This window comes from Bradyrhizobium barranii subsp. apii, assembly GCF_011516635.5.
Lineage (GTDB): Bacteria > Pseudomonadota > Alphaproteobacteria > Rhizobiales > Xanthobacteraceae > Bradyrhizobium > Bradyrhizobium barranii.
Genome location: NZ_CP096255.1, coordinates 9,513,835 through 9,527,192, shown reverse-complemented (window position 1 = coordinate 9,527,192; position 13,358 = coordinate 9,513,835). Strand labels below are relative to the sequence as shown.

Genomic DNA, 13,358 nt, shown 5'->3' with positions numbered 1-13,358 from the left:
AGGGACGCAGCTCTATCCTGCCGCAGGCAGTGCGCTGTCCGGCGGCGTGCCCCATGGGCGGTCGGCTGAGGCGAGCCCGATCAGGCGGCCCTGGATGTAGTCGCAGCCCCAGTCGCGCAGCATGGCGGCGGCCTCTTCGTCCTGCACCCACTCGGCGACCGTCTTGATGTCGAGGCGGCGGGCGAGGTCGATCAGGGTCTGCACGAAGGCGCGATCGTCGGCGGAACGGGTGATGTTCTGCACGAAGGCACCGTCGATCTTGACGATGTCGACGCCGAGCTTGCGCAGGTTTCGGAACGAGGTGTAGCCGGCGCCGAAATCGTCGATGGCGATGCGGCTGCCGAAATTCTTCAGCCGCGTGACGAAGCCGCGCACGTCATCGATGTCCTGGATCGCGACCGTCTCGGTGATCTCGACGATCAGCCGCTCGGCGACGCCGGGATGGGCCAGCATCAGCGACTCAATTCCCGCCCACCAGTCCGGATCCATCGTCGTATCAGGCGAGATGTTGAGGCTGAGGCAGATGTCGGGCGCGGCCGCGAGCTCGGCGACCACGAGCTCGAGCACGCGGTGATCGACCAGGCGGATCAGGCCGAGCCGTTCGGCGACCGGCACGATGTCGGGCGCGAGCAGCACCTGGCCGTCGCCCTGGTCCATCCGCACCAGGCATTCGTGGAACGCGCACTCGCGCGAGGCGGCCGAGACCACCGGCTCATAGGCGAGCTTGATGCGGCGCTCGTTCAGCGCGGTGACGATCTCGTCGGTGACACGGATGTTGACGCGGCGCTGTGCGTCTCGCGCGGCATCCGGGCGCCACGCCGCGAACGAGCCGACGCGGCGTTGTTTTGCCGCGTCCAGCGTCTCATGGGCGCGATTGACGGCCTCGTCGGTGCTGCGGGCATAGCGCGGCACGCTGACCGCGCCGATCGACGCCGTGACCGAGACCGGGCCGGATTTGGTCGGCACCACCTCGTCGCGGATGCCGGCAAGGAAGCGCTCGGCGGCGACGTTCATGTCATCGACGGTGCAGTTCTTCAGGATCAGGCCGAACTTGTTGCCGGAGAAACGGCCGAGCACGTCACCGCCGCGCAGGCGGGCGCGGATGCGCTTGGCCACGTCGAGGATCACGGCGTCCGCGACGTCGAAGCCGAAAGCGTCGTTGACCCGGGCGAGATGATCGATGCCGACCAGCATGAAGGCTGCGGTCGAGCGGAAGCGGGTCGTCTCCTCGATCGCCTCGGCCAGCGCCGCGATCAGGTGGGAACGATTGAGCTCGCCGGTCAGCGGATCGAGCCGGGCCAGCTTGGTCAATTCCTCGTCGCGGGCGTGGCGCTCATTGTTGATGCGGATGGAGCCGATCGCGCGCACCGGGCGGCCATCGGGGCCGGCGAACCAGCGGCCGGTCTCCTCGATCCAGACCACGGGATCGGCGGCGCTCATGCGCACGCCATATTCGACCCGGTAGGGCGTGCCGTCGGCGCCGTGCACCGGCGAGGTCTGCGCCAGCGCGGCGGTCCGCAGCGCCTGTGTGGGCTCGATCAGCTTGGCGAATTCGGCGCCGGTCGCGAGCCGCTCGGGCGGGATGCCGGGAAAGACGCTGGCGACCTGCTCACCCCACACGATGGAATCGCTGGCGATGTCCCAGGCGAAAACGGCCTGACCAAGAGCGGCCAGGATGTCGGAGGCTTGCGGCAATGCAGGGGTCAAAATCGCCTCGTTTCGGGACAGCAGGGAGTCCTGAGTCGGCACAGAATACGGCCAGATTCGACTCCGACTCTAGGCAAAGTTCATAAACAATTTGGAAACCATGTTTCGCAGGCCCGCGGAACCAAACCGGCCCGGCCGGCATAGGCCTTGCGAGTACATGACACGCACCGGCGCCAGCGTCTCGAAACGCGACAGGCCTCGCCGGATCAACGGTGATTGCGATGTTAAGTACCGATCGATCGGACTGCGCGGACAACGGCACGGGCACGGCCCTGGTGCCGCTGCTGCCGACGTTGCAGTGGGTCCACAAGGCGCCGCTGCCCCGTCCCGATCCGAGCTTCGTCACCCAACTCATCGCCAATGCGGAGCACCTGCCCCAGGCCAGCCGGCTCCGCCGCGCCTCGTCCGAGGATGCGCAGATGGCCTATGGCGACAAGCACCCGCTCGGAACCGTCACCGCGCGCACGCGACAGGTGGCTTAAGCACGACGAATTTGCTGAGAGAGGTGGAGCCCTTCACCTCGCCCCGCAAGCGGGGCGAGGGAGCGCACCGCCATTGCGCCGGCGACTCACGATCAGCGCGGCGCGTCGGGAGACGGCGGCGTGCCGTTGCCCGGTTGCAAATCCGGCGAGGGAATTTCCGGCGAGGGCGGGTTCACCGGCTTCGGCGCGGGATGATCCTTCAGCACGGATTCGGCGACCGACTGCGCTGATGGCGCGGGTGGCACCGCCGGCGCAGACACCGGCTCGAACTTGGGTTCGGGCGCCGCGTCGTCCGCTGCCGCTTCGGCCTGGCGCTTGGCCTTGCGCGGCGCCGGCACTGTCGTCTCCGCGACATAGGTGACGCGGCGGCGCGTGCGCTGGGCGATACCGCCGAGGAAATCGGCAATCGCGAGCAGCACCAGCAGGAAATAGGTGGAGTTGCCGAATTTGGGCCACATCACGAATTCGGCCGCGGCAGCACCGAACACGATCAGCGACAGCAGATGATCCATCAGGAATTTCGAGCCGGGCCGCGCGCCTTTGACGACCTCTAGCAGCAGCAACACGATACCGAGCGCGAGCATCACGTCGGCAAGCGTGACCGGCCAGGTCTCGCCCGTGATCATCGGCACCTTGAACAGCACGTCCGTAAAGGACACGGACGGCATCAGGAAGGCGATGATGTTGTAGACCGCGAGCGGGATCAGGAGCAGCGGGAAACCGACCATCGGCGAAATGCCTTCTCGATCAAGATATCCGGACAGGACAATGCGGCCGCGAAGCATTAGCTCCGCCGCCGTCATTGTCATATCTCATTGGGTGGCCGAAATCAGGCAGGCGAAATGATCCTGCCCGGAGAAAGGTCCTAAATTCAGGACTCTTTCTTCTTGAGGACCTGACGGCCCTTGTACATGCCGGTCTTGAGGTCGAGATGGTGCGGACGACGGAACTCGCCGGAGTCCTTGTCTTCCGCATAGGTCGGCTTCTTGATGGCGTCTGCCGAGCGGCGCATGCCACGACGCGACGGCGAGGTTTTTCTTCTCGGAACGGCCATTTCAATATCCTCTAGGGATTGGTGTTGTCAGGGCATCGTCCGCGAGGGGACGGCTCAGCACCCGCAAACCGAGGCGAGCTGAATGCCGATCAAGGCCGGGCTTATAGAGGAAGGCTGGCCGTAAATCTAGGCTTTTGGACCGGAAAATACGTCCGAAAAGGGCCCAAAATCAGCGATTTTCCCGCCAGCAGGTCAAAAGCGAGTTCGCCTGCGCCCTCGCCACAAAGGTCCCCGCCAGCCGCCGGACGCCAGGCCCGGGGGTCCGGGCGCTCCGTTTGACCGGATTGGGCAGGATCGAGGCCAGAAGTGCCGCCTCCCGAGGCGAGAGGTTGGCCGCCGATTTGCCGAAGGCATAGGCGCTGGCCGTCTCGACCCCGAACTGGCCCTGGGGACCGAGCTCGGCGATGTTGAGGTAAATCTCGAGGATTCGCGCCTTGGGCAGGACGAGATCGATCCACAGCGCCAGCGGGAATTCCAGCGCCTTGCGGACGAAATCCCGCCCCTGCCAGAGGAACAGGTTTTTTGCCACCTGCTGGGTGATGGTGGAGGCGCCCCGGAAGGGCGTACCGTCCTCCTTCGCATCGTCGATCGCCTCGCGCAGCGCGCCCCAGTCGATGCCGTGATGCTTGCAGAAATGGGCGTCCTCGGCCGCCACCACCGATCGCAGCAGTGAGGGCGACATCGCGGCCAGATCAATCCACTCCCGATGCATCGGCGCACCCCGGAGCGACCGCCAGGCCATCAGCGTCGAAACCGGATGGCCGGCGCGGTAGAACGGCGCGATCACGTAGGGCGCGAGAGCCACGACCACGAGCGCTACCAGCAGGATCTTGACGATGCGCAAATCGACCTTTCCGGCGCAAAATGAAACGCGACCACGGATCCCGCCATTAAGTCTGTGATAATTCGGGCCTTTTCCAGCACTTTTTAGGCCTTCCAAACGATTGACTGGGGCGGGCGCATAAAGGATTGTCCCGCCGAATTTTAGTTCTGGAGCCCTTCTTGATGACCGGCACGTCCCCGTCCGATTTCGCCAAACGCCTGGACAAGACCGCTGATGACACCGAAGCCCTGCTTGGACGCCTGCTGGCGGACGACATCCTGCACGATGAGATCGCCCGTCCCAAGCGACTGATGGACGCAATGCGCTATTCGAGCCTCAACGGCGGCAAGCGTCTGCGGCCGTTCCTGGTGGTCGAGAGCGCGGCCGTATTCGGCGTTCCCCGCAAGGCCGCCCTGCTCGCCGGCGCCGCGCTCGAATGCATCCACTGCTATTCGCTGATCCATGACGACCTGCCGGCGATGGACAATTCGGACCTGCGCCGCGGCCGTCCCACCCTGCACAAGAAGACCGATGACGCGACCGCGATCCTCGCCGGCGACGGCCTTCTGACGCTCGCCTTCGACATCATCACCCGCGATGAGATCCACCGCGACGCCAATGTGCGCCTCCTGCTGACGCGCGCGCTGGCGCGCTGCGCCGGCATCGGCGGCATGGTCGGCGGCCAGATTCTCGATCTCGCCGGCGAAGGCCGTTTTGGCGGCCACGAGCCGATCGATGTCGCCCGCATTCAGCAGATGAAGACCGGTGCGCTGCTGCGCTACGGCTGCATCGCGGGCGCGATCCTCGGCCAGGCCTCGCAAAAGGAATATCAGGCGCTCGACGATTACGGCCGCGCGCTCGGCGAGGCCTTCCAGATCGCCGACGATCTGCTCGACGTCGAAGGCGATGCGGCGGCCCTCGGCAAGCCGGCCGGCGCCGATGCCGCACTCGGCAAGACCACCTTCGTCACCCAGCTCGGCATCGAAGGCGCCAAGCAGCGCGTGCGCGACCTGCTCGCGCGGGCCGACGGCGCCGTGTCGATCTTCGGCGACCGCGCCGCCGTTCTGCAGGCCGCCGCGCGCTTCGTCGCCGAGCGGAAAAACTGATGTAGTGCACGATCTTCACCTCGCCCCGCTTGCGTGGAGAGGTCGATATTCAAGCGCGGCTTGAATATCGGGTGAGGGGGAGTCTCCGCGAATCCAGCTCTCACCGTCCTTGCGGAGGCGCCCCCTCACCCCAACCTCTCCCCGCAAGCGGAGCGAGGGAGCAGGCCGCCGCTGCGGCGACAACGAGAGTTGAGCGAGAGGGCTGGAGCCATCATGGCCACCGACAAAGACGATCCCGTCCTCGTCCGCTTCCGCAAGATGTCGCGGCCGATGCGGCTGATCTACGCGCGGCCGCGCACCTTTATCGCGCTCGCTGCCGGCATCCTGGTCTGCTTGCTGCTGCCGGGATCGCACCGGCTGGTGACGCGGCTGCTGTTCGGCTGGGATGCGTTGATCGCGGTTTATCTCGTGCTGGTCTACGCGATGATGCTGTGCAACGACCAGCAGCACATCCGCCGTAGTGCCGCAATGCAGGACGACGGCCGCTTCGTGATCCTGCTGGTGACGGCGATCGGCGCCTTCGCCAGCATCGCAGCGATCATGTCTGAGCTCGGCACGCCGCATCGCGGGGCGTGGGAGTTGACCATCGCGATCGCCACCATCGCGCTGTCATGGGCCGCCGTGCACACGACCTTCGCGCTGCATTACGCCCATGATTACTACCGGCACCCGCCGGGCGGATTGCAGTTTCCGAGCGGCGATAAGGAAGATCACGCCGATTATTGGGACTTCGTCTATTTCTCGTTCGTGATCGGCATGACCGCGCAGGTCTCCGACGTCGGCATCACCGACAAGACCATCCGCCGCACCGCGACCGCGCATGGCATCGTGTCGTTCATCTACAACACGGCGTTGCTGGCGCTGACAGTGAACATCGCGGCAAGCGCGATCTCGAACTGACGTCATCCCGGCAAGTGCCGAGACGACGGCGTCGATGGCGCGATCCTAGCCCGTCTTATTCGTCAGAGGGCGCCTGAGAGGCTGGCGAGCGTGGTGTAAAGCGCTGATGCGGCGTAGGATTCGGTTGCAAAGCCAACCCCATCACCTTCAGCCGCGAACACCACGCCCGCCATGACCGACGATACGATTCTGCCCTTCTCGTTTCCAGCCGTTCACGCCAAGAAAGTCACAGCTGCCTTCGATGGCGGTCGGCTGACCTCGAACGGGGGCGTGATGCTTCTGGCGATGGCCGAGCGGCGTCTCGGCTTGGCCGACAATTTGGCCCGGGTGTTCCCGGATCGGCGCGATCCGACGCGGGTCGTGCACAGCCTGGTCGATATGTTCCGCGCGCGCATGTTCGCGATCTGCTGCGGCTACGAGGACGCCGACGACCTCGATCATCTGCGGTCCGATCCCGCATTCAAGCTGGCCTGCGGACGGCTGCCGGACACGGGTCGCGATCTGTGTTCCCAACCGACGCTGTCGCGTCTGGAGAATGCTCCGCGCCTGCGCGACGTGATCCGACTGACCTACACTTTGGTCGACGCATGGATGGATAGCTACCCGCGCGAGCCGGCATCCGTCACGCTCGACATCGATGATACCTGCGATGTCGTCCACGGCCATCAGCAGCTCTCGCTGTTCAACGCTCATTATGACGAACGCTGCTTCCTGCCGATCCACGTCTACGACACGGAGAAGAGCCGGCCCGTGGCGGTCGTGCTGCGGCCCGGCAAGACGCCGGGCGGCGTCGAGGTGCGTGCCCATCTGCGCCGCCTGGTACGGCATATCCGGACGCGGTGGCACAACACGCGAATTACGTTCCGTGGCGACGGGCACTATGCCCGGCCGGAGGCAATGGCGTGGTGCGAGACCAACGGCATCGACTACATCTTCGGTCTGTCCGGCACCAAGCCGCTCGCCAGAAAAGTCGACGCGGTCGCCGACGACATCCGCACGCGACGCGCCATCGAGAACCTGCCGGTTCTGCGCGGCTATACCGAGACGCGCCACAAGGCAAAGTCCTGGGATCGCGAACGACGCACCGTCGCCCGTATTGAGGCGACGATGCTCGGCCTCGACATCCGCTTCGTCGTCACCAGCCTCGATGTCGGCTCGGCCGAGTGGATCTACGACAGCCTGTATTGCGCGCGCGGCCAAGCCGAGAATCTGATCAAGCTGCATAAGACGCAGCTCGCCTCCGATCGCACCAGTTGCCGTTCGGCGCTCGCCAATCAAGTCCGCCTCGTTCTCCATACCGCCGCTTATTGGCTGATGCTGACCGTGCGCGACGCCATTCCCAAAGTCCGGGAATTGGCCACTGCCGAGTTCGCGACGCTGCGTCTTCGGCTCTTGAAAATCGCCGCCCGGGTTGTCGAGACCAAGAGCCGCATTCGCCTTGCGTTCGCCGCGGCATGTCCCGAAGCCGACCTGATCCGCAGCTTGCCCGGCGCGCTGCTGCCGCTCGGTCCTTGACCGGTGGGGCGTCCGCCCGCGTTCACCCAACCCATCCCTCAAGCGCGTTGCAAAGTACCGGTCGTCAGGCGGTGAAAAGCCGAAGGCAATCCTGTGCGCCTCGTCAGCGGAGGTGTGCGGATGCACCAGTCGGACCAAAATACCGCGCTCTCACGAATAGGGCGGGCTAGTTGCACACCTCGGCATTGGCGTCGTTGCCGGGGCCGCCGCCTCCGCGATATTCGAGATGACAGCCGCGGTTGACCGGGCGGCAGCTGCCGCCATTGCAGAAAATCTGCCCGCCACCCGAGGCGCGGCCGGCGCTCGCGGCAGCCGCAATGCCCGCGGCGGCACCATAGCCGCCCGCCACGCCACCGGCCTGACGGCGCTGCCGTGCGGAACGCTCATCGCCGTCGTCGCGCTTGGCGATTGCGGGCTTGGCCGTCGCAGGCTTGGCGATGCGCTGCTTCTCGCACGCATTGTCGTCGTTGATCGCATAGCCCTCACGGCAAACGATCTTCGTGCACGTGTCGCCGTCGGCCATGAAGCCGTGCTCGCAGACCAGCGGGCAGACGCGCGACGGCTTTGACTTGACGGTATCGAGCGCATCGGTGCTCGCCACTTTCACGTCGAGCTTGGTGCCGGCGTAACGGTTGAACTGCGACAGCGAACGCCGCGAAGTCGTATTCCAGTTGCCATCGGCCTGCCCGGAGAAGCAGCCGACGCGGCCGAGCTCGGTCTGCACCAAGCGGCTGAGGTCGACCGGCGCGGTCGTCGGCGTCAGCGAAGCGACGCTGGCGCCGGCGGGGCTCGCCGTGCTGGCGGGTGCGGCACCTGGCGCCGCGGCGGCGAGGTTGACGCGCTGCTGCTCGGCCGCCGCCGCCGCCTGCTGCTGCACCTGCTCCTTGGCCTTCTGCGCGGCGAGCTGCGCCTGCTCGGCGGCTTTCGCATCAGCCGCAGCCTTGGCCTGCGCATCTTTCTGCGCGCCGAGGGCGGCAAGACGATCGCGTTCGGCCTCGGCCTGCTTCGCCTTCTCGGTGGCCGCCGCATGGGCCTGCTCGGCACCGATTTTGTCGACCTGAAGCTTGGCGAGATTCGCATAGAAGCCGTCAGGATGCTGGGCCAGGAATGCCTCCCAGGCCGGCCTGTTGCCAACCTGGAGCGCGAGCTCGTAGTCGCGGCGGATATCGGCCGCCTGCGGGTTCGCCACCGGCGCCACCGGAGCGGCCGCGACCACCTTGACCGGCACCAGCGGCACGTCCTCGCCGCCGAGCGAGCCGTACACGAACGGCTCCTGCTTGTTGCCGGTCGATTTGAGCACGTCGTCGCGCACGAAGCCGAAGGCGCGGCGGACGTCGAGGCCCGGCGTCGTCAGATGCTTCGACAGTGCCATAGTAAAGGGGCTGTTGGCGCCGTCGCCGTCCTGCGCCGTGAAGCCGGCCTTGGCCGAATACGCGATCAGCGTGTTGGGGCTGTTCGGCTCGACCTGGGCCAGGCCGCGGCCGATGCCGCGCGAGACAACCGTGCGCTTCATGGTCTTGCCGAACGGATTATCGCGGCAGGCGTCGAGGATCACCAGGCGAAGCTGCTTGGCGGGCTCGACCGTGACCAGGACGCGGTCGAGCGACAGCCCCTGGTCGTAGACATCGGTGTCGCGTTCGAGCTTGGCGTCAACAGGGATCAGATAGTTCGAGCCTTCGACCTCGATGCCGTGGCCGGCATAGTAGATCACGGCGATGTCGGCATCGCGCGTCGCATCGGCAAAATCGCGCAGCACGCGCCGCGTCTCCAACGCGGACAGATCATGCCGGGACTCTACAATTTCGAAGCCGGCGTCCTTCAGCGTCTTGGCCATCACCGCACCGTCATTGACGGGGTTCGCGAGCGACGGCGCGTACTGATACGACGAGTTGGCAAGGACCAGCGCCACGCGCTTTCCGGCGAGAGCGGGCCCAGCGCCGAACAAGAGAGCCAGAAAAAGCGGACAAAGTCCGAGCAGGCTACGCATGACAGAACTTCCAGAGATCGGGAGCAATTCGGTCGCCCTTTGGGGATTGCCTTAGCAGAATCCGCCATCGCATTTGTGATGGAGATCACGAAGACGATGCCGGCAAACTGCCAAGGAACTCTTTAGTCTCGCCGGAGCGATAGCGGTTCGCTGGCGCAGGCCAAGTATGCGCTCAGTCACCCCCGATGTGTCCCCGGTATTGCGGCAGCTCGTCCGTGATCTCATGCCAGGGCGCTTTCGAGCCCACGAAGATGTGGGCGCTCGGCCGGATCGAGGGGGCGTCAACCAGGGTTCCCATGGCGACATGGACCCATTTTCCCTCGCGCACCCGGGAATAAAGCAGCGAGCCGCAGCGGGCGCAGTGCGCGTCGTGGGTTGCGTCGTCGCCATAGATGAGGCGCTGGTCCTCGCCATAGATGAGGCGCTGGTCCTCGCCACGGACGATGCGGAGCTTGTCCTGCGCGATCCCGGCGAATGGCTTGAAAGCGGAGCCGGTGGTGCGGCGGCAATTCGAACAGTGGCAGTTCAGCGCGTAGGAGAACGCGTCCGCGACCTCGTAGCGCACCGCACGGCAATAGCATTCGCCGGTGAGGATCCGAGCGTTCGAATGTTCTGATCCGGTCATTCCAGCGTCCTCGCCCAATTGGCGCAGACACCCATAGCGCATTTTGATGTGCACGACTAAGTTCGCCCCAAGCCATCATTCAAAGGGATGACCCATGAGCCAGAACCGTTCGAGCGTCGAAGCCGTCGTGCAATCCTATTTCGACGGACTTTACGAGGGCGATGCCGAAAAACTCGGCGCCATCTTCCATCCCTCCGCCGATTTGCGCTGGGTCGAGAAGGGCGAGCTTCAGGTGCTGACCGTGCCCGACTGGCTCGATCGCGTCCGCAAGCGCCCTTCCGGCAAGGCCGAAGGCAAGCCGCGCGAGGATTTCATCGTCACCATCGACCGCTCGGACGACAAGACCGCCTTCATCAAGGTCAGGTGCCAGCTGCCGCCGCGCTTTTTCACGGATTATCTGGTGGCGATGAAGCTCGCCGACGGCTGGCAGATCGTGTCGAAATCGTACCGGTATGACCTGAGGGAGTGAGGCACCCTCGCACTGCCCGAAATCCGGCACACTCGCCCGGCATTCTCCGTCATTGCGAGCGAAGCGAAGCCATCCAGTCTGTCTCCGCGGAAAGATTCTGGATTGCTTCGCTGCGCTCGCAATGACGATGTCTGAAAGTCCCCTATGCCTCTCGACCGCCGTACCCTGCTTGCCTCGCTGTGCTGGATGGCCGCCTCCCCCGCGCTCGCCGTAGACGCACCGCCGGAGCTCGAATCCTACGAGCGCGAGAGCGGTGGGCGGATCGGGGTCTATGCCGAGAACCTCGCGACTGGCGCGAAGCTCGCATGGCGCGCCGACGAGCGCTTCGTCATGTGCTCGACGTTCAAGGCTTCGCTCGCGGCCTGCGTGCTGGCGCGGGCCGATCGCGGCGAGGAGCAGCTTGCGGCCATGATCCCCTACGGCAAGGCCGACCTGCTCGACTACGCGCCGGTCGCCAAACAAAATCTCGCCGCCGGCACGATGTCGGTCACCGACATGTGCAAGGCCATCGTCGAGCTCAGCGACAACACCTGCGCCAACCTGCTCTTGGCGCGGATCGGCGGCCCCGCCGCGCTCACGGCCTTCTGGCGATCGCTCGGCGACACCACCTCGCGGCTCGACCACAACGAGCCTGAGCTCAACCGCTCACCGCCCGGCGATCCCCGGGACACCACGACGCCGGCGGCGATGGCCGGCAATCTGAAGCGGCTGGTGGTAGGCGAAGCACTGTCGCCGGCCTCGCGGACCCAGCTCACCGAATGGATGGTGGGCTGCAAGACCGGCGCCAACCGGCTGCGCGGCGGCCTGCCGGCAGGCTGGAAGATCGGCGACAAGACCGGCAACAACGGCAAAGACGCATCGGGCGATATCGCGGTCGTCTGGCCCAAGCTCGACAACAAGCCCGATGCGCCGATCCTGATCGCGGCCTATACCCAGGGCGGCACGCCCAACGCCGCGCAGATCGAAGCCGTATTCGCACGCGTCGGACGCATGGTGGCCGAACGGCTGGCGTGAGCCGCGACGCATTGACCTTTTGGCCGCTTCCGGGCCAAGACAGGCCATGATCGCAGCGAAATTTCAGACTTTCCTCATCCTGCTCACCGTGCTGGCCGGCACCGCGCTGGTCGCCCGCCGCTTCAACATCGCGCCCGCCATTCTCCTGATGCTGTCCGGCGTCGGCCTCGCCTTCGTGCCGGGCATGCCGCCGGTGGAACTGCCGCCGGAACTGGTGCTGCTGATGGTGCTGCCGCCGCTGATCTACTCGGCGAGCGTCGCGATGAGCTGGCGCGAGTTCAGGAACAATTTGCGGCCGATCGTGCTGCTCGCGGTCGGCGCGGTGATCTTCACCGCGGCGCTGGTGGCTACTGCCACGCATTATGTGATCGGCCTGCCCTGGACCATCGGATTCCTGCTCGGGGCCATCGTCGCTCCGCCCGACGTGGTGGCGCCGCTCGCCATCGCGCGTCGTCTGAACATACCGCGCCGGCTCCTGGTCATCCTCGAGGGCGAAGGGCTTGCGAATGACGCGACGGCCCTGATCCTCTACCGCTTCGCGCTTGCGGCCATCATTGTCGGCCATTTCTCACTGCCGCTGGCGGCCGGCGAGTTTTTCCTCATCGTCGCCTGCGAGATCGCCTTCGGCATCGGCATCGGCTGGCTCTCCCTTCGCTTCCGCAAATGGTCCAGGGATCCGCAGGTCGAGCTGACGCTGTCGCTGATCACGCCCTACGTGTCCTACTGGCTGCCCGAGCATCTCGGCGGCTCCGGCGTGATCGCGACCGTGGCCTGCGGCCTCTATGTGAGCTGGAACGGGCCGCTGCTGATCTCGGCGTCGACCCGCCTGCAAGGCATCTTCTTCTGGGATCTCATCATCTACTTGATCGAGGGCCTGCTATTCCTGCTCACCGGCTTCCAGATGCGGGCACTCTACGAGAAGTCGAAGGCGTTTCCGCTCGACGATATCATGATCGCGACCGCGGTGGTCCTGGCGGTCATCGTCATCGCACGCTTCGTCTGGCTGTATCCTGCGATCTATCTGCCGCGGATATTGAGCAAGAGCCTGCGCAAGCGCGACCCATCGCCGCCATGGCAATGGCCGTTCGTGCTCGCCTTCACCGGCGTGCGCGGCGCGGTGTCGCTGGCGGCCGCGCTGGCGCTGCCGTTCACGTTGCCTGATGGCAATGCCTTCCCGTATCGCGACCTGATCTTGTTCGTCGCCTTCGGCGTCATCTTCGTGACGCTGATCGGCGTCGGCCTGACGCTTCCGCCGGTGGTGCGCTGGCTCGGTGTCGCCGAGGCCGGCCGCAACGAGCATGTCGCCGAGCATGAGGCCGAGATCGCGGCACGCCGCCAGGCGCTCGAGGCGGCGCTGAAGTCGCTCGACGCGATGACCGAAGAAAAGGATGTGTCGGACGAGGTGATGCGGCTCCTGCGCGCGCGTCACGAGATTCGTGTCAACCAGCTTCCGGATTCACTCGACCCCAACCATCACGACGTCTCCGCCGCCGGCACCGCTCTGACCCGCGACCTGATCGTCGCCGAGCGAAAGTTCATCCACGACCTCCTGCGCGAGGGCCAGATCACCGACGAGACGCGGCGCCGGATCGAGCGCGATCTGGACCTGGAAGAGGCAAGCCTGGCGAACAGGGAGTATCGGGGGGTGCCGTTGTAGCTTTTTCGTCATTGCGAGC

13 protein-coding genes are annotated in these 13,358 nt (G+C 65.6%); 7 read left to right on the top strand and 6 right to left on the bottom strand.

Annotated features, from left to right (window positions below):
• Positions 1-12 precede the first annotated feature (12 nt).
• On the bottom strand, positions 13-1,707 hold the full coding sequence (locus tag HAP41_RS45400) for a putative bifunctional diguanylate cyclase/phosphodiesterase (RefSeq protein WP_166071882.1): 1,695 nt from the start codon (positions 1,705-1,707) through the stop codon (positions 13-15).
• Positions 1,708-1,928: 221 nt separating this feature from the next.
• On the opposite strand from HAP41_RS45400, the gene HAP41_RS45395 reads away from it, so the two are divergent.
• The gene (locus tag HAP41_RS45395) at positions 1,929-2,189 is read left to right on the top strand and encodes a hypothetical protein (protein ID WP_166071883.1); all 261 of its coding nucleotides are present in this window, start codon (positions 1,929-1,931) and stop codon (positions 2,187-2,189) included.
• Between the two features lie 92 nt (positions 2,190-2,281).
• Here the strand turns inward: HAP41_RS45395 and HAP41_RS45390 are convergent, their stop codons facing one another.
• The 3 genes from HAP41_RS45390 to mtgA form a co-directional block, all read right to left on the bottom strand.
• On the bottom strand, positions 2,282-2,917 hold the full coding sequence (locus HAP41_RS45390) for a hypothetical protein (RefSeq protein WP_166105370.1): 636 nt from the start codon (positions 2,915-2,917) through the stop codon (positions 2,282-2,284).
• 143 nt (positions 2,918-3,060) lie between these two features.
• The gene (gene rpmF, locus HAP41_RS45385; protein WP_166071884.1) at positions 3,061-3,243 is read right to left on the bottom strand and encodes a 50S ribosomal protein L32; all 183 of its coding nucleotides are present in this window, start codon (positions 3,241-3,243) and stop codon (positions 3,061-3,063) included.
• Between the two features lie 169 nt (positions 3,244-3,412).
• On the bottom strand, positions 3,413-4,087 hold the full coding sequence (mtgA, locus tag HAP41_RS45380; protein WP_166071885.1) for a monofunctional biosynthetic peptidoglycan transglycosylase: 675 nt from the start codon (positions 4,085-4,087) through the stop codon (positions 3,413-3,415).
• A gap of 161 nt (positions 4,088-4,248) precedes the next feature.
• Between mtgA and HAP41_RS45375 the strand changes: the two genes are divergently transcribed.
• The 3 genes from HAP41_RS45375 to HAP41_RS45365 all read left to right on the top strand — a co-directional run bounded on the left by HAP41_RS45375 (position 4,249) and on the right by HAP41_RS45365 (position 7,587).
• On the top strand, positions 4,249-5,172 hold the full coding sequence (locus HAP41_RS45375; protein ID WP_166071886.1) for a polyprenyl synthetase family protein: 924 nt from the start codon (positions 4,249-4,251) through the stop codon (positions 5,170-5,172).
• Between the two features lie 213 nt (positions 5,173-5,385).
• The gene (locus HAP41_RS45370; RefSeq protein ID WP_063980020.1) at positions 5,386-6,072 is read left to right on the top strand and encodes a DUF1345 domain-containing protein; all 687 of its coding nucleotides are present in this window, start codon (positions 5,386-5,388) and stop codon (positions 6,070-6,072) included.
• Between the two features lie 171 nt (positions 6,073-6,243).
• A complete protein-coding gene (locus HAP41_RS45365) occupies positions 6,244-7,587 on the top strand; it encodes an IS1380 family transposase (RefSeq protein ID WP_166053720.1) in 1,344 nt (447 codons plus the stop codon).
• 166 nt (positions 7,588-7,753) lie between these two features.
• Here the strand turns inward: HAP41_RS45365 and HAP41_RS45360 are convergent, their stop codons facing one another.
• Both HAP41_RS45360 and HAP41_RS45355 read right to left on the bottom strand, forming a co-directional pair.
• Complete coding sequence (locus tag HAP41_RS45360) at positions 7,754-9,574, bottom strand: caspase family protein (RefSeq protein WP_166071887.1); 1,821 nt, start codon at positions 9,572-9,574, stop codon at positions 7,754-7,756.
• Between the two features lie 172 nt (positions 9,575-9,746).
• Positions 9,747-10,199 (bottom strand): GFA family protein, encoded by a 453-nt coding sequence (locus tag HAP41_RS45355; RefSeq protein ID WP_166071888.1) that lies wholly within the window; start codon positions 10,197-10,199, stop codon positions 9,747-9,749.
• 94 nt (positions 10,200-10,293) lie between these two features.
• On the opposite strand from HAP41_RS45355, the gene HAP41_RS45350 reads away from it, so the two are divergent.
• The 3 genes from HAP41_RS45350 (at position 10,294) to HAP41_RS45340 (ending at position 13,339) form a co-directional block, all read left to right on the top strand.
• Positions 10,294-10,668, top strand: coding sequence for a nuclear transport factor 2 family protein (locus tag HAP41_RS45350; RefSeq protein WP_007598116.1), 375 nt, complete (start codon positions 10,294-10,296; stop codon positions 10,666-10,668).
• A gap of 144 nt (positions 10,669-10,812) precedes the next feature.
• Complete coding sequence (gene bla / locus HAP41_RS45345) at positions 10,813-11,682, top strand: class A beta-lactamase (protein WP_166071889.1); 870 nt, start codon at positions 10,813-10,815, stop codon at positions 11,680-11,682.
• A 46-nt stretch (positions 11,683-11,728) separates the two neighbouring features.
• Positions 11,729-13,339 carry a Na+/H+ antiporter gene (locus tag HAP41_RS45340; protein ID WP_175617975.1) on the top strand — a complete coding sequence of 537 codons (1,611 nt, stop codon included), beginning with the start codon at positions 11,729-11,731 and terminating at the stop codon, positions 13,337-13,339.
• Positions 13,340-13,358 lie beyond the last annotated feature (19 nt).